Here is a 21,286-nt window from a genome sequence, read left to right as displayed (position 1 = left end):
TGTTGAAGCATTGTGGGGGAAACTTTTGGGGATGGCAGTAACAAAATGTATCGGTTTGCAAGAAGTTGAAAGCGCGGTAACCAAATAAGCGTCTAAACAGGCATGTTACGCCACGTTTCACCGCACTTGTCGTCAGGCGGCGGGAACATCACCACGCGGCGCGGGTCCGATAGCTTTCGCTGATCCTGCCATCCGCCTTGCGGTCCGGCCATCCACTGCCATGCCGCTTTCCTTCCCCTTTTCCCCGTTTTACCGCTTTGCCCAGGCCCCTGCGGATATGGCGAGAGGCGTTGTCCAGCATAGGCTGGCGGCATTGCTGGCTGCGTCTTTCATGGCGGCTGGCCAGGCTGGCGCGGCCGAGCCGCAAGCCCCCGCCGGTGCGCTCTGGCAAGGCGAGCTCGACGGCCGCGTACAGGTATCGCTGACGATATTTCCTCGCGCGGGCACTGACGGGATCGACGGCACGGCCCGTTACGATTCAATGCTTGCCGCCGCGCCGCGTCAACTCGATGGCCAATTGACATCCGACGGACGGCTGAGCGTGCGCGAGCGCGCCGCCGGACAGGCGCCTGTTGAGTATCCCGAAGCCCGCGATGGTGCACGTTTCGAGGGCACCGTCTCCTCCGATGGGTTGAGTGTCAGTGGGGAATGGATGAATACCGACGGTACTCGCCGCCAGGCATTGACGCTCACGCGCAAGGCGGTCTATCGCGAGCGCACTGTGAATGTGGCTGGCGCGCGTCTTACCGAACGCTATCCCGAAACCGGCCGCCCGCGCGTGGATGCCATGATTACGTCACTACGCGCCAGCAGTTGCGGCCGGGGCGAACAGGAGTGCCGCAGCGCGATCGAGGTAATGCGGCTGGATGCCGGCAACGTCAGCCTGCTGCGCACCACCTGGCGCTACAGCGGTGGCGCGCATGGCAGCCTCGACTTCATGAGTGGCACGTGGCGGCGTTACGGGCCGGCGGGTGCAATGGCATCCGCGCCAACTGTCCAGCTGGTCTATCGCCGGGTCGGGCTAGCCGATCTCCTGCAGCCGGGCGAGGCCTGCCTGCAAAAACTCAACGACGAGCTACAAGCCGCACTGAAGCGGCAGGGCGCAGCCGAGCCTGCGCGTGGCGTGCTTGACGCACAAGCGCTGCAGGAATCGCGCGTCCCGTTTACCCTGTACCGCGGTGGCGTGGTGTTGCACTATGCCCCCTACGCGGTTGGCCCATTTGCGCAGGGTGCTTACCAGGTGGCGGTGCCGTTCGCGCGGCTGGGAAGTTGTGCCCGCCCGGCCGGTACCGGCCGCGACAAGTCCCCCGAACCCAACGAGAAGGAATCGACGTGAGCGAGATGCAGACAGCCATGCGCGGCATGCTGGCAATGAAGACGGTTGCCGTGGCCGGCCTGTCCGGGCACCCGGACAGGCCCAGCCATGAAGTAGCCGCGTACTTGCAGCGCCATGGCTATCGCATTGTCCCCGTCAATCCGCGCCACGCGGGCGAGCGCATCCTGGGCGAGACCTGCTACGCCAGCCTGGCCGATGCCGCTGCGGACTTGGCCAAGTCCGGGCTGCGCATTGATTGGGTCGATATCTTCCGCCGTGCCGCCGATGTGCCGCCGGTGCTCGAGGATGCCATCGCGATCGGCGCCCGCGGCGTCTGGCTGCAGCTCGGCATCGTCAATGATGAGGCTTTTGCCCGGGCCACCGCCACCGGATTGCTGGCGGTGCAGGACCGCTGCAGCAAGATCGAGCTGATGCGCCAGGCCGCCTGATCCCGCTAAACTAGTCACGCCAGCCCCGAATCTCGTCCTCAATCCCGCCCTAAATCCAGTCCCAAGCAGCCATGGCCATCGATCCCCAGCTTCTCGACTATTACCGCCGGCTCTCCGAACGCTACGCCGGGCAGCCCGTGCCGGCGGGTGCCGCCGGCCGCCGCGCGCGCTTCGCCGAGATCGCGGCGACCTCGGTCGTGCCCGACCCGGAAGGCATCACGTCCACCGACATGGAGCTGGTGCTACCCGGGCGCACGCTGGCGGTGCGATTGTTCCGCCCGGAAGGCGTGGCCGAGCCGCGCCTGATTGTCTATTTCCATGGCGGCGGCTGGGTGGTGGGTTCGCAGGACACGCATCACAGCGTGGCAGCGCTGCTTGCCGCCGACACCGGCTGCGCGGTGGCCAGCGTGGACTACCGGCTGGCGCCCGAGCATCCGTTCCCCGCGCCGTGCGACGACGCGCTGCAGGCGGTGCTGTGGTTCGCCGAGCAACGCGACCGCTTGCGCCTGGATGCGGGCTTCCTGGCCGTGGCGGGCGACAGCGCGGGCGGGCACCTGGCCGCGCAGGCCGCGCGCTGGGCCAATGCGCACGGGCGCCCCGGCCTGGTCAACGCCCAGTTGCTGATCTATCCCGTGGCCGCGCCGGTGCTGGCCAGCGAAAGCTATCGCGCCTTTGCGGATGGCCCCGGCCTCACCCGCGACGAAATGGCCTGGTTCTGGACGGCATTCATCGGCGCCGAGCGCCTTGCCGCCGGCGCCGCCATCGAAGACACGCGCATCCACCTGATGGGCGCCGCGCCACAGCACCTGCCCCCGGCCAGCGTGGTGATTGTTGCCGCACACGACGTGCTGCGCGACGACGGCCTGGCCTACGCGGACTACCTGGTGCGCTACGGCGCGCCGGTGATCACGCTGGAGGCAAGCGGGATGACGCACGGCTTTGCACGGCTGCAGCCCGATGTCCCGCGCGCGCGCGAATGGATGCGCCGCGCCGCGCAGGCCTTCAAGGAACTGGCGGAGGATATCTAAGCTGCCGGCAGGGGCCGGCCATCCCGTAAAATGGTGGTCTTACGAGGATGACCATGACCGCATTGCAGAACGATACCTTCCTGCGCGCGCTGCGCCGGCAACCGACCGAGTACACCCCGCTGTGGCTGATGCGTCAGGCGGGGCGTTACCTGCCCGAATACAACGCCACGCGCGCTCGCGCCGGCAGCTTCCTCGGCCTGGCCAAGAACCCGGCCTATGCCACGGAAGTTACCCTGCAGCCCCTCGAGCGCTATCCGCTCGACGCGGCCATTCTCTTCTCCGACATCCTGACCGTGCCCGATGCCATGGGCCTCGGGCTGTCGTTTGCGCAAGGCGAGGGTCCGCGCTTTGCCCACCCGCTGCGCACCGAAGGCGACGTCAAGAAGCTGGCGGTGCCGGACATGGCCTCGCTGTCTTACGTGTTCGACGCGGTCAGCGAGATCCGCCGCGCGCTGGTGCAGGACGGCCGCCAGCGCGTGCCGCTGATCGGCTTCTCGGGCAGCCCCTGGACGCTGGCCTGCTACATGGTCGAGGGCGCCGGCTCTTCCGATTTCCGCACGGTCAAGGCCATGATGTACAGCCGCCCCGACCTGATGCACCGCATCCTGGAGATCAACGCGCAGGCCGTGTCGGCCTACCTGAATGCACAGATCGAGGCAGGTGCACAAGCCGTGATGCTGTTCGACACCTGGGGCGGCACGCTGGCCGACGGCATGTACCAGACGTTCTCCCTGGCCTATATGCGCAAGGTGCTGGCCGGACTGAAGCGCGAGCATAACGGCGAGCAGGTGCCAGCCATCGTGTTTACCAAGGGCGGCGGATTGTGGCTGGAGGCGCTCACCGAGATCGGTGCCGATGCGCTCGGTCTGGACTGGACGGTCAACTTGACGCAGGCGCGCCGCCGCACCGGCGGCAAGGTGGCGCTGCAGGGCAATATCGACCCCAATGTGCTGTTTGCGCCGGAAGCCGCGATTCGCGAACAGGTGCGCGGCGTGCTCGACAGTTATGCAGCCGGCGGCGGCAGCGACGGACACGTCTTCAACCTCGGCCACGGCATTTCCCAGTTCACCCCGCCCGAGAATGTGACGGTGCTGGTGGACGAGGTGCATCGCTACAGCCGGCAGCTGCGCACCGCGGCAAGGTGACAGCTGGTGCACGTCTTCCCTCCCACCGGGGGGTACCGCCTGTGCGGCGCAGCGAGCCGGGCTCGCACGCCGCACCCGGACGGGCGGGTGCCGGGGGAGGCTTGCCCGAAGCGCTGTCAAGTAAACTATTTTGCAATATTTCGCCCTTTCGGTGCCGGTTCACGCTTGTCAAGGCTTGACTTATGCACATCAATGGGTTTTCCGCAGTGCAAGAGCGGGTTAGTCCCTAACTCATCTGAGGGATGTCGCCAAGTCCTTGATTTACAAGGCATTGCATCTGGCCACGCACAGGCTGGAATGCCCGTGGGAGCCTTGTTTTACGGGGCTTGCCGGGAACGCCGGACGAGTTTTCAACAAAGTTATCCACAGGCGCTGCCCGGGGCCGGTAAAACCAGCCATCTATCATCGACTTAGGGGCACATTTGAAGCGTTACTTTAAGTTGATGTTGCGCCGCACACTGAATTTGTCTGGAAAGCGGCTCAGCCTCGGTCTGCACATGCATTGGGCTTGCTTGCCCCAATCTGGACCGTACCCACCGCTGCGCTGGGCGATCGGCCTGGGAGGCACAGTGTGATGTTACCGGCGATCCCCGGGCAAGCCGGGCCGGCCGCGGAGCTCATCGACGGCGCACCGCTTGCCGTCGTGCGGGTGGCACTTGATACGCCGGCTGACGATGTCTTCGATTACCTTGCTGGCCCGGAAGTCCAGCCCGGCGAACTGGTCACGGTGCCGTTCGGCCGCCGTACGCTGGTCGGCGTGGCGATATCGCGTTGTACGCACTCCGATGTACCTGCGGACAAGCTGCGTTCTGTCGCGCAGCGCCTGGACTGGCTGCCACCGCTTGGCGCCCACTGGATTGCGCTGGCGGGCTTTGCCGCTCGCTATTACCACCGCTGCCTTGGCGAAGTCATGCTGCCCGCGCTACCTCCGGCCCTGCGCGAGGCCGACGGCTGGGCGCGGCTGGCACTGCGTGCCCGCAGCGAACACTACCGCGCGGCCCCGGGGCAGGGCGAGGCGCTGTTGGCGGCGGTGCCGCCGCGCGCCCGCACCGTGCTGGCGCTGGCTCAAGCGCTGGTGGCAGCCGCCGGGGAAGGGCGGGCGGTATCCGCCGCCGAGGCGCGCGTGCTATGCAGCGCGGCGCCCTCGCGCCTGGCGGAGTGGACCGAGGCCGGCTGGGTGATCTCCGGGCGGGCCGACCAGCCCTTGCTGGGCGCGCCCTCGGCTGCCGAGCCGTCGACCGCGCCGCCACTGCACGAGGAGCAGCGCGTGGCCGTGGAAGCCATCGCGCAGGCCAAGGGATTCGCGCCGTTCCTGCTCCACGGCGTCACCGGCAGCGGCAAGACCGAAGTCTACCTGCACGCCATGGCCGACGTGCTGGCGCGCGATGCGCAGGCGCAGGTGCTGATGCTGGTGCCTGAAATCAACCTCACGCCGCAACTGCAGGGCCGCATTGCCTCGCGCTTTCCCCATCTGCCGCTGGCGGTGCTGCATAGCGGCCTGGCCGACCAGGAGCGCACGCTGCAATGGCTGGCCGCGCATCGCGGCGAGGCCCGCATCGTGCTGGGCACGCGGCTGGCCGTGCTGGCCTCGCTGCCACACCTGGCGCTGATCGTGGTCGACGAGGAGCACGACACATCCTACAAGCAGCAGGAAGGCCTGCGCTACTCCGCGCGCGACCTGGCCGTATGGCGGGCCAAGCAGCTCGGCGCGGCTGTGGTGCTGGGCTCCGCCACGCCGTCCATGGAGTCCTGGTGGCGTGCGGAGCAGGGCACCTACCGCAAGCTGGTGTTGCGTGAGCGGGCCCAGACCGATGCCACGCTGCCCACGGTGCGGCTGATCGATATCAACCAGGAACGCCAGCGCCAGCGTGCCCTCTACGAAGGGCTGTCGGTGCCGTTGCTCAACGCCATCGAGGCCCGCCTGCAGCGTGGCGAGCAGAGCCTGCTGTTCCTGAACCGGCGCGGCTACGCCCCGGTGCTGGCCTGCGATAGCTGCGGCTGGCTCTCCGGATGCCCGCGCTGCTCGGCCTATATGGTGCTGCACCGGCCGGAGCGCCGCCTGCGCTGCCACCATTGCGGGCTGGAATCCCCGGTGCCGCACCATTGCCCGGATTGTGGAAATGTGGATGTTGCACCGCTTGGCCGAGGCACCCAGCGCATCGAGGAGGCCTTGGCAGCACGCTTCCCGCAAGCGCGCATCGCCCGCATCGATGCCGACTCCACGCGCCGCAAGGGCAGCGCGCAGGCCATGTTCGATGAGGTCCACGCAGGCGAGGTCGACATCCTGGTCGGTACGCAGATGGTGGCCAAGGGACACGACTTCCAACGCGTGACCCTGGTCGGCATCGTCCATCCGGACGCCGCCATGTTCAGCCACGACTTTCGCGCGGCCGAGCATCTGTTTGCCTCCCTGATGCAGGTGGCCGGACGGGCCGGGCGGGCAGGGCTGGCGGGCGAGGTGCTGATCCAGACCCGCTATCCCGATGCATCGGCATTGCAGGCATTGGTACGCCATGACTATGATGGATTCGCGGCTACCCAGTTGCGCGAGCGCCGCCAGGCCGGGTTGCCCCCGTTTGCCTACCAGGTGCTCGTCACGGCCGACCATGCCGAACTGGAGCGTGCGCTGGCCTTCCTCCAGAGCGCGCGGAATCGGGCCGATACGTGCCGGATGGCGCCGGAGGTGCAACTCCATGACCCGGTGCCGATGTCGATGGTGCGGGTGGCTAACCGGGAGCGCGCGCAAATGCTGGTGGAAAGTACCTCGCGCATTGCACTGCAAAGATTTATCAGCGAGTGGGTGCAAACTTTCGGCGAGGCGCTGGGCGATGCCAAGGGCGTGCGCTGGCAGTTGGAGATCGATCCTTTGCGTATCTGAGCGGAACCCGAGCGGAACCCGAGTGGGGTCCGGTTGCGCCAGGGGCAGCGCAGCGCAAGGTACGGTGCAACCACTTTTTCTGATGTGTCTGAGTGGTTATACCTAGTTGCACCTTTGGTTTGCCCGGGAGTATGATCGCGCCAATCTGCCGGTTTCCCCGCAGTCAGGAAGCCGGCATCCGCATCTTACGGAGAATCAAGCGCATGGCCACCACCACCCTCGGCGTCAAACTCGACGACGCCTCCCGCGAGCGCCTCAAGCGCGTTGCGCAGTCGATCGACCGCACGCCGCACTGGCTGATCAAGCAGGCGATCTTCACGTATCTGGAGCAAGTCGAACGGGGCAACATCCCGCATGAGACCAGCGCCGCCGGTACGGGGAGCGAGGGTGCGGCGGACGGCGCCGACGCCTTTGACGGTGCGGCTAGCGATGGCGCGATACAGCCTTTCCTCGAGTTTGCGCAGAGCGTGCAGCCGCAATCGGTGCTGCGCGCCGCCATCACAGCCGCTTATCGCCGCCCGGAGTCCGAGTGCGTGCCGGTGCTGCTTGAGCAGGCTCGCCTGCCACATCAGCAGGCCGAAGCCGCACTTGCCATGGCCCGGACCCTGGCCACGCGATTGCGTGAGCGCAAGGTCGGCACCGGCCGCGAAGGGCTGGTGCAGGGCCTGATCCAGGAGTTCTCGTTGTCCTCGCAGGAAGGCGTGGCGCTGATGTGCCTGGCCGAGGCGCTGCTGCGCATTCCCGACAAGGCCACCCGCGACGCGCTGATCCGCGACAAGATCAGCGGCGCCAACTGGCAGTCGCACCTGGGCCAGAGCCCGTCGGTGTTCGTCAATGCCGCCACCTGGGGCCTGCTGTTTACGGGCAAGCTGGTGGCTACGCATACCGAAGCCGGCCTGTCCAAGGCGCTGACCCGCATCATCGGCAAGGGCGGCGAGCCGCTGATCCGCAAGGGCGTGGACATGGCGATGCGCCTGATGGGCGAGCAGTTCGTCACCGGCGAGACCATTTCCGAGGCGCTGGCCAACGCGCGCAAGTACGAGGCCGAGGGCTTCCGCTACTCCTACGACATGCTGGGCGAAGCGGCCATGACCGAGGCCGACGCGCAACGCTACCTGGCCTCCTACGAGCAGGCCATCAATGCCATCGGCCAGGCTTCGCGCGGGCGCGGCATCTATGAAGGCCCCGGCATCTCGATCAAACTCTCGGCGCTGCATCCGCGCTATAGCCGCGCGCAGCATGAGCGCGTCATCGGCGAGCTGTACGGCCGCCTCAAGTCGCTGACCTTGCTGGCTCGGCAGTACGACATCGGCATCAATATCGACGCCGAGGAAGCCGACCGCCTGGAAATCTCGCTCGACCTGCTGGAGCGCCTGTGCTTCGAGCCCGAGCTGGCCGGCTGGAACGGCATCGGCTTCGTGGTGCAGGGCTACCAGAAGCGCTGCCCGTTCGTGATCGACTACCTGATCGACCTGGCTCGCCGCAGCCGCCACCGCCTGATGATCCGCCTGGTCAAGGGCGCGTACTGGGATAGCGAGATCAAGCGCGCCCAGGTGGACGGGCTGGAGGGCTATCCGGTCTACACGCGCAAGGTCTATACCGACGTGTCCTACGTAGCCTGCGCGCGCAAGCTGCTGTCGGTGCCGGACGTGATCTACCCGCAGTTCGCTACCCACAACGCCCACACGCTGGCGGCCATCTATCAGATCGCCGGTCACAACTACTACCCTGGCCAGTATGAGTTCCAGTGCCTGCACGGCATGGGCGAGCCGCTGTACGACCAGGTGGTCGGCCCGCTGGCTGATGGCAAGTTCAACCGCCCGTGCCGGATCTACGCGCCGGTCGGCACGCATGAGACGCTGCTGGCCTACCTGGTGCGCCGCCTGCTGGAAAACGGCGCCAACACGTCCTTCGTCAACCGCATCGCCGACGACACCATCTCGCTGGACGAACTGGTGGCCGACCCGGTGGCCGTGGTCGAGCAGATGCACGCCGATGAGGGCGCGCTTGGCCTGCCGCATCCGCGCATTGCGCAGCCACGCACCCTTTACGGCGAGTCGCGCGCCAATTCTGCCGGCATCGACCTGTCCAACGAGCATCGCCTGGCCTCGCTGTCGTCCGCGCTACTGGCCGGCACGAGCGAGGCGGTCAGCGCTGTGCCGCTGCTGGGCACGGAAGCCGCCGCGGGCGAGGACGTCAATCAGCCGGCACCCGTGCGCAACCCGTCCGACCAGCGCGACGTGGTCGGCCATGTCACCGAGGCCAGCATGGCCGAGGTGGAAGCCGCGCTGCAGGCCGCCGTCAACGCCGCGCCGATCTGGCAGGCGACCCCGGCCGACGTGCGCGCCGCCGCGCTGGAGCGCGCCGCGGAACTGATGGAAGCGCAGATGCAGTCCCTGATGGGCATCATCGTGCGCGAGGCCGGCAAGACCTTCTCCAATGCCATCGCCGAAGTGCGCGAGGCCGTGGACTTTCTGCGCTATTACGCCGCGCAAGTGCGTGAGACCTTCTCCAGCGACACCCATCGTCCGCTCGGGCCGGTGGTCTGCATCAGCCCGTGGAATTTCCCGCTGGCCATCTTCACCGGCCAGGTCGCGGCCGCGCTGGCTGCCGGCAACACCGTGCTGGCCAAGCCCGCCGAGCAGACCCCGCTGATCGCCGCCCAGGCGGTGCGCTTGCTGCGCGAGGCTGGGGTGCCGGCTGGCGCCGTGCAGTTGTTGCCGGGCCGGGGCGAAACCGTGGGCGCCGCGCTGGTCGGCGACGCTCGCGTCAAGGGCGTGATGTTCACCGGCTCCACCGAAGTGGCGCGCCTGCTGCAACGCAGCGTGGCCGGCCGGCTGGACGCGGCTGGCCGCCCGGTGCCGCTGATCGCCGAGACCGGCGGCCAGAACGCGATGATCGTGGACTCCTCCGCGCTGGCCGAGCAGGTGGTTGGCGATGTGGTCAACTCCGCCTTCGACTCGGCCGGCCAGCGCTGTTCCGCGCTGCGCGTGCTGTGCCTGCAGGAAGAAGTGGCCGACCGCGTGCTGGAAATGCTCAAGGGCGCGATGGATGAGCTCACCATGGGCAACCCGGACCGTTTGTCCACCGATGTCGGCCCGGTCATCGACGAAGAGGCGCGCGGCAACATCGTGCGCCATATCGACGCCATGCGCGCCAAGGGCCGCCGCGTCCACCAGGCCGACCCGAACGGCGCGCTCAGCGCGGCCTGCCGCAATGGCACGTTTGTGTCGCCAACGCTGATCGAACTCGACAGCATCGAAGAACTGCAGCGCGAAGTCTTTGGCCCCGTGCTGCATGTGGTGCGCTACCCGCGAGCCGGCCTTGACACGCTGCTTGCGCAGATCAACGGCACCGGCTACGGCCTGACCATGGGCATTCACACCCGTATCGACGAGACCATCGAGCACATCGTCGAGCGCGCGGAAGTGGGCAACCTCTACGTCAACCGCAATATCGTGGGCGCGGTGGTGGGCGTGCAGCCCTTCGGCGGCGAAGGCCTGTCCGGCACCGGCCCCAAGGCGGGCGGCCCGCTGTACCTGCACCGTCTGTTGTCGGTCTGCCCGCTGGACGCCGTGGCCCGCGTGGTGCGCGCCTCCGACACCGTCGGCGGCGCCGACGAGACCGGCCCGGTGCGCCGCACGCTGACCGAGACACTGGCTACGCTCAAGGAATGGGCGCAGCGCGAGAGCGCGGCGCTGCCCGGGCTGGTGGCGGCGTGCGAGCGCTTTGCCGCGGCCTCGGCGGCCGGCCTGTCGGTCACGCTGCCCGGCCCCACCGGCGAGCGCAACACCTACACGCTGCTGCCGCGCGCCGCCGTGCTGTGCCTGGCCCAGCAGGAGACCGACCTGGCTGTGCAACTGGCGGCGGTACTGGCGGCTGGCAGCCAGGCGGTGTGGGTTGAAAGCCCCATGGCCCGGGCCCTGTTTGCGCGCCTGCCCAAGGCAGTACAATCGCGCGTCCGCCTGGTGGCCGACTGGTCGGCCGGCGATACCGGCTTCGACGCGGTTCTCCACCATGGCGATTCCGACCAGCTGCGCGCGGTATGCGAACAGCTGGCCACGCGCCCCGGCCCGATCATTTCGGTGCAAGGCCTGGCACATGGTGAACCGAATATCGCCATCGAGCGTTTGTTGATCGAGCGTTCGCTGTCCGTCAATACGGCGGCAGCGGGTGGCAATGCGAGTTTGATGACGATCGGCTAACCGCCGGGCGTCGATCGAAGCGGCGCGAGGCAGCGGTGATCCCGCAAACCTCGCGTATTTGAAAATCGGGGAGCGTTTCGCGCCACACCCGGACGCGTCCAAAAACGCAGCAAAGGCTATAGAGAATAGCTACCAAGGAGAACAGATGAACTCGACTTTCCACAAGACGGCCCTCACCGTTGCCCTGTCCGTCGCTGGCCTGTGCGCCACCTCGGCCGCCTTCGCCCAGGCGCAGGAAATCAAGCTGGGCTTTGCCGCGCCGATGACCGGCGGCCAGGCGCAATACGGCAAGGACATGCAGAACGGCGTTGTCCTCGCCATCGAGGAAATGAACGCGACCAAGCCCAAGATCGGCGGCAAGGACGTCAAGTTCGTACTGCTCTCCGAAGACGACGCGGCCGACCCCAAGACCGGCTCGGTGGTCGCGCAGAAGCTGGTCGACAACGGCATCCAGGGCATGCTGGGCCACTTCAACTCGGGCACCAGCATCCCGGCGTCGATGGTCTACAACCGCGCTGGCATCCCCCAGATCGCCATGGCAACGGCGCCTGAGTACACCCGCCAGGGCTTCAAGACCACTTTCCGCATGATGACCTCCGACACCCAGCAGGGCTCGGTGATCGGTGCCTTCGTGGTGAAGAAGCTGGGCGCCAAGAACATCGCCATCGTCGACGACCGCACGGCCTACGGCCAAGGCCTGGCCGACGAGTTCGAGAAGGCCGCCAAGGCCGCCGGCGGCAAGATCGTGCGCCGCGAGTTCACCAACGACAAGGCGGTGGACTTCAAGGCTGTGCTGACCAACATCAAGCGCAGCAACCCGGACGTGATCTTCTTTGGCGGCGCCGAGACGCAATCCGCGCCGATGGCCAAGCAGGTCAAGGAACTCGGCATGAAGTCGCCGGTGGTGTCGGGCGAAATGTCGAAGACCGACAACTTCCTCAAGCTGGCCGGTCCTGCCGCCGAGGGCACTGTCGTCTCGCTGGCCGGCCTGCCGCTGGAGCAGATGCCCGGTGGCACCGCCTACGAGAAGAAGTACGAGAAGCGCTTCGGCAGCAAGGTGCAGACCTACTCGCCGTACGCCTATGACGGCGCCACCGCCTTGATGACCGCCATGATCAAGGCGGGCTCGGCCGATCCGGCGCGCTACCTGCCGGTGCTGGCCGCCACCAACATGCAAGGCGTGACCACCAAGACGCTGGCCTACGACGCGCGCGGCGACCTCAAGGACGGCGGCATCACCGTCTACAAGGTGGTTGGCGGCAAGTGGACCGTGCTGGAGACGGTGGGCGGCAAGTAAGCTATTCTGCTCTGGAACGACGCCACCCTGCGGGCCTACCCGTCGGGTTAAAGCGTTGGTCGCGCCCCGCGAGGGGCGTGCAAACGCCTCAGTCAGCGGCTGGGGCGTTTTTTTCGCGGCAAGGTCTGTCTTGACCCGCAGGGGCAGGTCAATGCCGACGAGACCTGCCCTCAGTCTTCGTTGGCGCCGAGGTCCTGTCCCCTCGGCGTCGCCGGGCGCCGCTTCAGCGCGCTCTTGAAAAGGGCTTTGACCGAACCCTCGAGCTTCGCCCAATTTTCGAGTGCCTCCGGGACGAACCGTAGTTCGTGGGGCATTTACAGGTCGTCAATGTTGACTTTGACCGCGCGGCTCACTGATTTGAGTCGCGTCTGCACCAGGCTCTCAAGCTGGCGCTCATCATACGGTTCGGCCAATTTGGCCATGAATTCCGGAGATACGGTGTAGAACGCGGGCCGGTTATGGTTCAGAACAGCCACTGGCTGGCCATGGGCCTCCTCGACAACCTTGCTGGGGTTTTGCTTGAATTCCGAGATGCTGACGGTCAGCAGGCTGTGGATGTTTTCCATCACATGCTCCAGATAGGTCTAGATAGGTCTAAATTCAGACCTGTTTTAGGCCCTGTTTCGATCTGCTCAAGCCTGCGGCGTGGTGCTGTCGTTTCTGGCATACATGGGGACCCAGCCGATGTCTAGTGCTGCGCTAGGGGCAGATTTCTCCCCCTGTTTTCACGAGCAGGACGGGGCCACGATGGCGCATAATCCCGCACTCGCACATCCACCCCGAAGGAGCAGTCCGTGTCCGTGCAGGAAGTCAGCTACGACCACGCCATCGAGCTAGCCAACGCAGAGCGCTACGATGAAGCGCTGGTCATTCTCGACCAGCTTTCGCAGGCGCAGCCTCAAGTGGTGGATTTCGACTGCCTGCGGGCACGCCTGCATTTTGACCGCGGCGATGCGCAGGCCGCCTTTGCCGTGCTCGATGCGGCGCTGGCCAAGCTGCCCGGGCTGCCGCTGCACCCGGCGCACCGTTGGTCCTCGCGCGGTGTGATCGCGCACCGCTACGGCATGCTGCTGATGGGGATGGAGCGCTTGCAGGAGGCGCTGCCCTGGCTGGAAGAGGCTGCGCTGCGCAACGGCTTGTCCTCCGGCGAGTGGAGCGCCCGCCTGCACGCCGGGCTGGTGCATTACCGGCTGGGCAATTTCGCCGCGGCCGGCGCTTACTGGTATGACCTGCTTTATCGCGCGCCGGATCTCGGCGCCGAAGACATCCTGGGCCAGGCGCTGGCCCACGTGAATGCCGCCGGCGACGAGGCCGAGCCGATGCTGCGCCTGTGCCTGGCGCGCATCGGCCTGGACAACCCCGACCTGCTGGCGCTCGACGAAGCCGCGGGCGATGCCCTGGCCGCCGAGCAGGCGGCCATCGTGCTGGCCAGCCAGCCGGACCACCCGCATGCCCGCCGCATCCGCGCGCCGCTGCGCTACCGCGCGGGCGAGCTCGATGGTGCCTGGGACGATTTCGCCACCTATCAGCGCAAGGCGCCGGACCCCAAGGCGCAGGTGCGCGAGCTCGAATGGCGCCACCAGTCCGGCGAAGCGGAGCCTTGGCTGCGCTTTGCCTTCGTCGAGGGCGCGGCGGATGCGACCGGTTACTACAACGCGGGCGTGGCGCTGGCCGAGTTCATGGACGCGGTGCCGGCCGCCGAAGCGGCGTTGATGCCGCACCTGATCAAGGCCTATCGCCTGGGCCTGGCGCGCTTCGAAGCCTACTTCGCCACCGGCGAGGGCGGCTACGACGACGCCGATCCCCATATCTACTCGTTGTTGTGCCACAACCTGGCGACCCGGCTGGAAGGCGACGGCAACCGCGCGGAGCGCATCGCGTTGCACGAGAAGGGCATCGCGGTCAGCGAATTCATCGAGCACTGGATCGACCTGCTCGAGTGCCTCGAGGCGGCCGGCCAGCACGGCAAAGCCGTGGAAGTCGCGGGCGATGTGCTCAACCGCTATCCGCTGGAGCGCGATCCCGCCAACGTGGGCTGGATCTTCAGCCGGCTGGTGAGCACCTGGAAGGCCATCGGCGGCACGGAAGTAACGTCGGCGGCCCGTGACGCGCTGGCGCACATGGATGCGCGCGCCGACGCCTTGCCGGTGGAGGAGCGCAGCCAGACCGCGCACGCGCTGGCGCACGCCCGAGCTCACTTCGCGGGGCTGCTGCGCAACGCCATGGACAGCATGGACCAGCACGACCGCACCGACGCGCAGGCCGAGATCGAGGCCCTGCAGCGCCGCGCGCTGCTGATCGAGGACGCGTGGCTGTGCAACCAGTTCGGCATGATCTGGCGCGGCCTGGGCGCGCCGCAGCGCGCGTTGCCGCTGTTCGAGCTAGCCATCGCGCTGACCGCCGACGATCCTGCGGACCAGGCCTTCCCGCGCCTGCAGCGCGCGCTGATCCGCAACGGCGAGAAGCAATACGCCGAAGCGCTGACGGACTTCGAGGCTGCCTTTGCCGCGCGCAACGGCTGGGATGGCGAGGCCTACCTCGGCGCCGTCGAGGCCGCGCTGGGCCTGGAGCAGCGCGAGACCGCGCTGGGCTACTTCGACAAGGCCCGCGTGAGCGGCGCCGCGCAGGGCAAGACGCGCTCACTCTATGCCCGCATGGAAACCGGCCTGCGGGCGACGCGTCCGGGATGGAAGTTCTGGGGCGTGTAGCCGGCGGGGACCAGCGGCATCACCGGTCCAGTCACGATAAAAAAACGCCATCCCTGTAAGATGGCGTTTTTTTACGTGTGAACGCGTCACGTTGGCAACAAATTCCATGCCTCTGTCGGACAAACTCTGACATGGAATGTCATGTGGCTCCGTTACCATATAGCCCATGAATGGACTGAGCCAATTGTTTCCAAGCCTGCCCCTGGCACCGGGCGGGCTTTTCTGGGTCGGGCTGGCGCTGGTGGGCGCCGGCCTGGCGGGCGAGGTGTGCCGCATGTACCTGCGGCTGCCCCGCATCGTCGGTTACGCCGCAACGGGCCTCGCGGCTGGCATGCTTGGCCGCGGCATCGTGGACGAGGACATGATCGCGCAGACCCGCATCCTGATCGACATGGCGCTGGCGCTCGCCTTGTTCGAGCTCGGGCACCGGCTCTCGCTCACCTGGCTGCGGGCCAATCGCTGGCTGCTCTTCACCAGCGCCTTCGAAAGCCTGCTGACCTGGGGCCTGGTCGCCGCCGTGCTGCAATGGATCGGCGTGAGCCCGGCGGTTGCCATCCTGGCCGGCGGCATTGCCGTCAGCACCTCGCCGACCATCGTGCTGCAGCTCAAGAACGAGCTGCGCGCCGAAGGGCAGGTGACCGAGCGGCTGCTGGCCATGGCCGCGCTCAACAGCATCTACGCCGCCGCCATCGTCCAGGTCGCCACCGGCTGGCTGCATTCCGAATATGGCAACCTGGGTGCGGCGCTGCTGCATCCGCTCTACCTGCTGGTGGGTTCCTGCCTGCTGGCCTGGGGCGTTGGCAAGCTCGGCCACGCGATCTATGCGCGCATGGAGACGGACGATCACTACAGCTTCCTGGTGCTGGTGGGGCTGGTGCTGTTCACGCTGGCGCTCACGCGCTTGCTCAAGCTGTCGATGCCGCTCACGCTGTTGCTCGCCGGTGTGGTGTTCAAGCACCAGGACAGCCAGCCGCGCGTATGGCCAGCGCACTTCGGCAGCGCGGGCAGCTTGTTGATCATCGTGATGGTGGTCTCGCTCGGCCTGCCGCTGACTGCGCACGACTGGGCCATCGGTGGCGGCGCCGCCTGTGTGCTGGTACTGCTGCGTCATATTGCCAAGCTGGTGGGTGTGGTCTCGCTGGGTTCGTTCTCGGGCCTGAGCATGAAGCAGTGCGTGGCGCTCGGGCTTGCGCTGGCACCCATGTCGGGCCTCGCGTACTTGCTGATGAGCGATATCGCGCTGCTGTATCCCGCCACGGGTGAGCCGCTGGCAGCCATCATCCTGTGCACGCTGGCGATCGAGCAGTTGCTTGGGCCTACGCTGGCGGGCTGGGCACTTCGCTATGCGGGCGAGGTCAGAAGCAATGGAGGAGGGCGCTGATGTCACTCGAACCGTTCAAGCATTCCGAGGCGCTGACGTTTGGCGTGGAGCTGGAGCTGCAGCTCGTCAACCGGCATGACTATGACCTCGCGCCGTTCGCGCCGGATCTGCTGCGTGCGCTGAGGGGCGCGCAGCACGCCGGCGACATCAAGCCCGAGATCAGCCCCTCGATGATCGAGATCAGCACCGGCATCTGCAAAAGTTATGCACAGGCGCTGGACGAGCTGGGCACCATGCGCGACCTGATGGTCGACGCCGCGCGCTCGCTCAACCTGGGCATCTGCGGCGGCGGCACGCACCCGTTCCAGCAATGGGCCGACCGCACCATCTCCGATTCGCCGCGCTACCAGTACATTTCCGAGCTTTATGGCTATCTGGCCAAGCAGTTCACGGTGTTCGGCCAGCACGTGCACATCGGCTGCCCGAGCGCCGACGAATCGCTGTTCCTGCTCCACGCCATCGGCCGCTACGTGCCGCATTTCGTCGCGCTGGCCGCCTCCTCGCCCTATGTGCAGGGGGTGGACACCGGCTTCGCCTCGGCACGGCTGAATTCCGTCGCCGCCTTTCCCATGAGCGGGCGCGCGCCGCATCTGCTCACCTGGGACGCCTTCACCGCGTACTTCAACAAGATGCGCAACACGGGCGTGATCGAGAGCATGAAGGACTTCTATTGGGATATCCGTCCCAAGCCGGAGTTCGGCACCATCGAAGTCCGCGTGATGGACACGCCGCTGAGCGTCGGGCGCGCCTGCGATATCGCCGCCTACATCCAGGCGCTCGCGCGCTACCTGCTGCTGTCGCGTCCCTTCATGCCGCAGGAAGACGATTACCTGGTCTACACCTTCAACCGCTTCCAGGCTTGCCGTTTCGGGCTGGAAGGCGAGTACGTGCACCCCAACGAGCTGACCCGGATGCCGATCGCCGACCACATCATCTCGATCTGCGACGTGCTGGTGCCCCATGCCGAAGCGCTGGGTTCGCTCGATGCGCTGGCCAATATCCGCGCGCTGGCGCAAAGCCGCAACGGCGACGCGGAGCGCGTGCGCCAGATCGAAAGCACCACGCGCAGCCTGCGCGAAACGGTGCGGCAGACCTGCGACAGCTGGGCTGGCTGACTACGCCTGCGCGCCCACGTACACCGGCTCGCAGCGCAGCTCCGACTTCACCGAGTTGGCAATGAAGCAGGCCTCGTGCGCCGTGTGATGCAGGTGCGCCAGTTCCTCGCGGGTCGGCTGGCGCTCGCCGCAGAAGGTGACCTCCGGCCTGAGCGTGACCACCGTCATGGCCATCCGGCCTTCCGCGTTCTTCGCCATGGTGCCGACCGCGGCATCGACGTAGCGGTCCACGCAGAACTTGTGCTTGGCGGCGATGGAAAGGAACCACAGCATGTGGCAACTGGAGAGCGAGGCAACGAAGGCTTCTTCGGGATCCACGGCCGCAGCGTCCGACATGGGCAGGGGCACGACATGGGGCGATGAGGATCCAGGTACTTCCACGCCACCGTCGAAGCGCAGCAGGTGCTTGCGGCTATAGCGATTGCCGAGGAAATCCTGCTCGCCACGTTGCCAGAGGATCTCTGCGGTGTACTGGGCCATGCTTCTCTCTCCACTAAATTGCCTGCGAAGGCCGGATACCGGTGTTCCGATCGCCTATCGCCTATCGCCTATCGCCTATCGCTTCTCGCACGCGCGCGTCACGCCCCGTGCGGCACGCTTTCGCCATCCCGCAGCCCGAGCCGCTGGTTGGCGGGGACCGCCACATCGATCAGCTTCGGCTTGGGCAGGTTCAGCTGCCCCATCATCTCGATGAACTGGGTACGCGTGCGCCCGGCCACGCGGCTGTTGTTGGCGCGCTCGAAGCCGATGGTGGATGCGGTGCGGCCCTTGTAGTCGTGGGCGGGGTAGACCACCGTGTCGTCGGGCAGGGCGAAGAGTTTCTGCGTGAGGCTGTCGTACAGCGTGCCGGCGTCGCCGGACTGGAAGTCGGTGCGGCCGCAACCGTCGATCAGCAGCGCGTCGCCGGTGAAGACGCGGCGCACCGGGCCGGCGGGCGTGGGCTCTTCCCACAGGTAGCTCATGCTGCCGGCGGTGTGCCCCGGCGTATGGATGGCGCGCAGCGTCTGCGTGCCGAACTGCAGCGTGTCGGCGTCGATCAGCTGCTTTTGCGCGGGTTGGATGTCGCAGCCCGAGGGGGCTGCGGTACGTGCGCCGGTTTGCAGTGCAACATGGCCGGCCGAGGTGATGTGGTCCGCATGGGCATGGGTCTCGACCACCCACGCCAGCGTGGCGCCGCAGGCCTGCAGCAGCGCCATGTCGCGTTCCAGCTGGTGGTCCACCGGATCAATCAGCAGCGCCTGGCGCGTGGCGGCATCGATCAGCAAATAGGTGTAGGTGGACGAGGTCTCGTCAAACAGCTGGTGGAAGGTCTGCATGGCCATGCCCGCTAGTGGGGAAACGCTACATGATAGCGCCGCCAGCGGGCGCAATCAGCCGATTGTCAGCACTTCGCTGATCTGCACCACGGGAACCGCATCGGTGTAATTGGGGATATCGAGCTGCAGCTCGTTGCCGGCGGCCTTGGCGGCGGCAACGAAGTCAGGCACGGACTCGAACAGGAAATGGCACATCACCGTGAAGGCCGGATCTGAACCCGGCGCGCCGGCGCCCAGACCGCGTTCCACCGCCACGCCGCGATAGCCCGGGTGCGCGCCAAACAGCGCGATGGCGCGCGGCATGTGGCGCTGCAGGTAGTAATCCATGTCGAACTTGCCGCCCTTGCTGTGCGGATAGAGAAAGCTGATCTTGATCATGCCGGACTCCAGTTGGATCGGATCGGATTGGGGGTAAATGCCTGGCAAGCGTAGCAGAAAGCGTGCATTCGCTTGCGCTGGCGGGGCGGCCTCAGCACTCCACGATATTCACCGCCAAGCCGCCACGCGCGGTTTCCTTGTACTTGGTCTTCATGTCGGCGCCGGTCTCGCGCATGGTCTTGATCACGGAGTCGAGCGACACATAGTGCATGCCGTCGCCGCGCAACGCCATGCGCGCCGCGTTCACGGCCTTCACCGAGGCCATGGCGTTGCGCTCGATGCAGGGAATCTGCACCAGCCCGCCGACCGGGTCACAGGTCAGCCCGAGGTTGTGCTCCATGCCGATCTCGGCCGCGTTCTCCACCTGCTCCGGCGTGCCGCCCATCACGGCGGCCAGGGCGCCGGCGGCCATCGAGCAGGCCACGCCGACCTCGCCCTGGCAGCCGACCTCGGCGCCGGAGATCGAGGCATTGAGCTTGTAAAGCATGCCGATGGCGCCGGCTGTCAGCAGGAAGTCGATCACGCCTTGCGGGTTGGCGCCGGGCACGAAGCGGTCGTAGTAATGCAGCACGGCCGGGATGATGCCGGCGGCGCCGTTGGTGGGCGCGGTGACCACGCGGCCGCCGGCGGCGTTTTCCTCGTTGACGGCGATCGCATACAGGTTGACCCAGTCGATTACCGAGAGCGGATCGGCCAGCGCGCGCTCGGCGTGCTCGGTGAGGTTGCGGAACAGGTCGTGGGCGCGGCGCTTGACCTTGAACGGCCCGGGCAACTCGCCGTCGGTGCGGCAGCCGCGTGCCACGCAGGCTTGCATCACGGCCCAGATCTGCAGCAGGCCGGCATTGACTTCGGCTTCGCTGCGCCACACGCATTCGTTTTCCATCATCAGCCGCGCAATGCTCTTCTTGCTGGCGGCTGCCATCTCCAGCATCGCGCGCCCGCTGCGAAACGGATGCGGCAACTGCTGGTCAGCCTCCAGGATATGCGTATTGGCTGCACCGGCGGTGATGATGAAGCCACCGCCCACCGACAGGTAGCGCCCTTCACGGATGCGCTCGCCGCCCGCATTGAAGGCGTGGAACTTCATGCCGTTGGGATGCTCGGCCATGGCCTCGCGGCGGTAGAAGACGATGTGCTCCTTCTCCACGAAGGGCACGGGATGCGTGCCCAGCAGCGAGAGCGTGCGGCTGGCGCGCAGCGCGGCCAGCCGCACGTCGATGGTGTCGGGGTCGATGGTGTCGGGCGCTTCGCCCAGCAAGCCGAGGATCACGCCCTTGTCGGTGCCGTGGCCGCGGCCGGTGGCGCCGAGCGAGCCATACAGCTCCACGCGCACGCTGGCCACCTGCGGCAACAGGCCGTCGCGCGCCAGGCCCTGGGCGAACATCAGCGCGGCGCGCATCGGACCAACGGTGTGCGAGCTTGATGGGCCGATGCCCACCTTGAACAGGTCGAAGACGCTGACAGCCACGGTAGGCTCCTGGGGTTGGCTCGCGCCGGGGTCAGACCGGCGCGTCCGTGTCCTGATTGATGGGGGCGCGCCACAGCGAACCCGCCGCATCGGGCGGCGGGGGTGGCACGTCTTTCTTTATCAGCACGCTGATGGTGCCGTCGTTCTCGAGGATCGCGAAATGCACATCGGCAACGCGCTCGCACCCCGCATGGCGCAGTGCCTTGTGCAGGTCGTCGCGGGTCACGAAGGCGCGCTTCATCACGTCACCGAAGACCATGCCGTCGTGGATCAATACCTGCGGGCGCCCCTCGACGACGTTCTCGAAGCGCCGGCTGCACCAGCTCAGCCACGCCAGCACAAGGTTGGCGCCGACCAGCGTCACCGCCAGGATCAACCCGGCCGTGACGGAGTTGTCCCCGGCGTTCATGGCGTTCTGCACGGCGTTGGACAGCACCAGCAGCAGCACCAGGTCGAGCGAGGTAAGCTGCCCGATCTGACGCTTGCCGGACAGCCGCAGCAGCACCAGCAGGCTGCCGTAGACGATCAGTCCGCGCAGGACGAATTCCCACCATGGGGCGCTGAGATTCCACATGCGTGCTCCGCATTCCGGGCACGGCCGGG

At 66.9% G+C, this 21,286-nt stretch carries 16 protein-coding genes; 10 read left to right on the top strand and 6 right to left on the bottom strand.

Annotated elements, in window-relative coordinates:
• Positions 1–313 precede the first annotated feature (313 nt).
• From RR42_RS20150 to RR42_RS20120, 7 genes are all read left to right on the top strand, one after another.
• Positions 314–1,336, top strand: a complete 1,023-nt coding sequence (locus RR42_RS20150) for an RsiV family protein (RefSeq protein ID WP_236701941.1) — start codon at positions 314–316, stop codon at positions 1,334–1,336.
• Between the two features lie 5 nt (positions 1,337–1,341).
• Positions 1,342–1,764: a CoA-binding protein gene (locus RR42_RS20145; protein WP_043352464.1), complete on the top strand. Its 423-nt coding sequence runs from the start codon at positions 1,342–1,344 to the stop codon at positions 1,762–1,764.
• Between the two features lie 71 nt (positions 1,765–1,835).
• Positions 1,836–2,792 (top strand): alpha/beta hydrolase, encoded by a 957-nt coding sequence (locus RR42_RS20140; RefSeq protein WP_043350752.1) that lies wholly within the window; start codon positions 1,836–1,838, stop codon positions 2,790–2,792.
• 47 nt (positions 2,793–2,839) lie between these two features.
• Positions 2,840–3,937: a uroporphyrinogen decarboxylase gene (gene hemE, locus RR42_RS20135; RefSeq protein WP_043350749.1), complete on the top strand. Its 1,098-nt coding sequence runs from the start codon at positions 2,840–2,842 to the stop codon at positions 3,935–3,937.
• Between the two features lie 574 nt (positions 3,938–4,511).
• Positions 4,512–6,815, top strand: coding sequence for a primosomal protein N' (locus RR42_RS20130; protein ID WP_043350746.1), 2,304 nt, complete (start codon positions 4,512–4,514; stop codon positions 6,813–6,815).
• A gap of 203 nt (positions 6,816–7,018) precedes the next feature.
• A complete protein-coding gene (gene putA / locus RR42_RS20125) occupies positions 7,019–11,020 on the top strand; it encodes a trifunctional transcriptional regulator/proline dehydrogenase/L-glutamate gamma-semialdehyde dehydrogenase (RefSeq protein ID WP_043350742.1) in 4,002 nt (1,333 codons plus the stop codon).
• A gap of 145 nt (positions 11,021–11,165) precedes the next feature.
• Positions 11,166–12,317 (top strand): branched-chain amino acid ABC transporter substrate-binding protein, encoded by a 1,152-nt coding sequence (locus RR42_RS20120; protein WP_043350739.1) that lies wholly within the window; start codon positions 11,166–11,168, stop codon positions 12,315–12,317.
• Between the two features lie 314 nt (positions 12,318–12,631).
• On the opposite strand, the gene RR42_RS20115 is transcribed toward RR42_RS20120, so the two are convergent.
• On the bottom strand, positions 12,632–12,883 hold the full coding sequence (locus tag RR42_RS20115; RefSeq protein ID WP_043350736.1) for a type II toxin-antitoxin system Phd/YefM family antitoxin: 252 nt from the start codon (positions 12,881–12,883) through the stop codon (positions 12,632–12,634).
• A gap of 228 nt (positions 12,884–13,111) precedes the next feature.
• Between RR42_RS20115 and RR42_RS20110 the strand changes: the two genes are divergently transcribed.
• From RR42_RS20110 to RR42_RS20100, 3 genes are all read left to right on the top strand, one after another.
• Entirely contained in the window at positions 13,112–15,025 is a 1,914-nt protein-coding gene (locus tag RR42_RS20110; RefSeq protein WP_043350732.1) for a tetratricopeptide repeat protein, read from the top strand.
• A 166-nt stretch (positions 15,026–15,191) separates the two neighbouring features.
• On the top strand, positions 15,192–16,406 hold the full coding sequence (locus RR42_RS20105) for a cation:proton antiporter (protein WP_043350728.1): 1,215 nt from the start codon (positions 15,192–15,194) through the stop codon (positions 16,404–16,406).
• Complete coding sequence (locus RR42_RS20100; RefSeq protein ID WP_043350724.1) at positions 16,406–17,521, top strand: YbdK family carboxylate-amine ligase; 1,116 nt, start codon at positions 16,406–16,408, stop codon at positions 17,519–17,521. The genes RR42_RS20105 and RR42_RS20100 overlap by 1 nt, the downstream gene beginning before the upstream one ends.
• Here the strand turns inward: RR42_RS20100 and RR42_RS20095 are convergent, their stop codons facing one another.
• The 5 genes from RR42_RS20095 to RR42_RS20075 all read right to left on the bottom strand — a co-directional run bounded on the left by RR42_RS20095 (position 17,522) and on the right by RR42_RS20075 (position 21,257).
• A complete protein-coding gene (locus RR42_RS20095) occupies positions 17,522–18,001 on the bottom strand; it encodes an OsmC family protein (protein ID WP_043350721.1) in 480 nt (159 codons plus the stop codon). It lies immediately after the preceding gene.
• A 98-nt stretch (positions 18,002–18,099) separates the two neighbouring features.
• Complete coding sequence (locus RR42_RS20090; protein ID WP_043352461.1) at positions 18,100–18,837, bottom strand: MBL fold metallo-hydrolase; 738 nt, start codon at positions 18,835–18,837, stop codon at positions 18,100–18,102.
• A gap of 54 nt (positions 18,838–18,891) precedes the next feature.
• Positions 18,892–19,215 carry an EthD family reductase gene (locus RR42_RS20085; protein WP_043350716.1) on the bottom strand — a complete coding sequence of 108 codons (324 nt, stop codon included), beginning with the start codon at positions 19,213–19,215 and terminating at the stop codon, positions 18,892–18,894.
• A 91-nt stretch (positions 19,216–19,306) separates the two neighbouring features.
• Entirely contained in the window at positions 19,307–20,683 is a 1,377-nt protein-coding gene (locus RR42_RS20080; RefSeq protein ID WP_043350712.1) for an L-serine ammonia-lyase, read from the bottom strand.
• Positions 20,684–20,714: 31 nt separating this feature from the next.
• A complete protein-coding gene (locus RR42_RS20075; protein WP_043350709.1) occupies positions 20,715–21,257 on the bottom strand; it encodes a DUF421 domain-containing protein in 543 nt (180 codons plus the stop codon).
• Positions 21,258–21,286 lie beyond the last annotated feature (29 nt).

Origin of the sequence: Cupriavidus basilensis, assembly GCF_000832305.1 — a bacterium.
GTDB classification, from domain to species: Bacteria; Pseudomonadota; Gammaproteobacteria; order Burkholderiales; family Burkholderiaceae; genus Cupriavidus; species Cupriavidus basilensis_F.
This window is presented reverse-complemented; position numbering and strand designations above follow the sequence as displayed.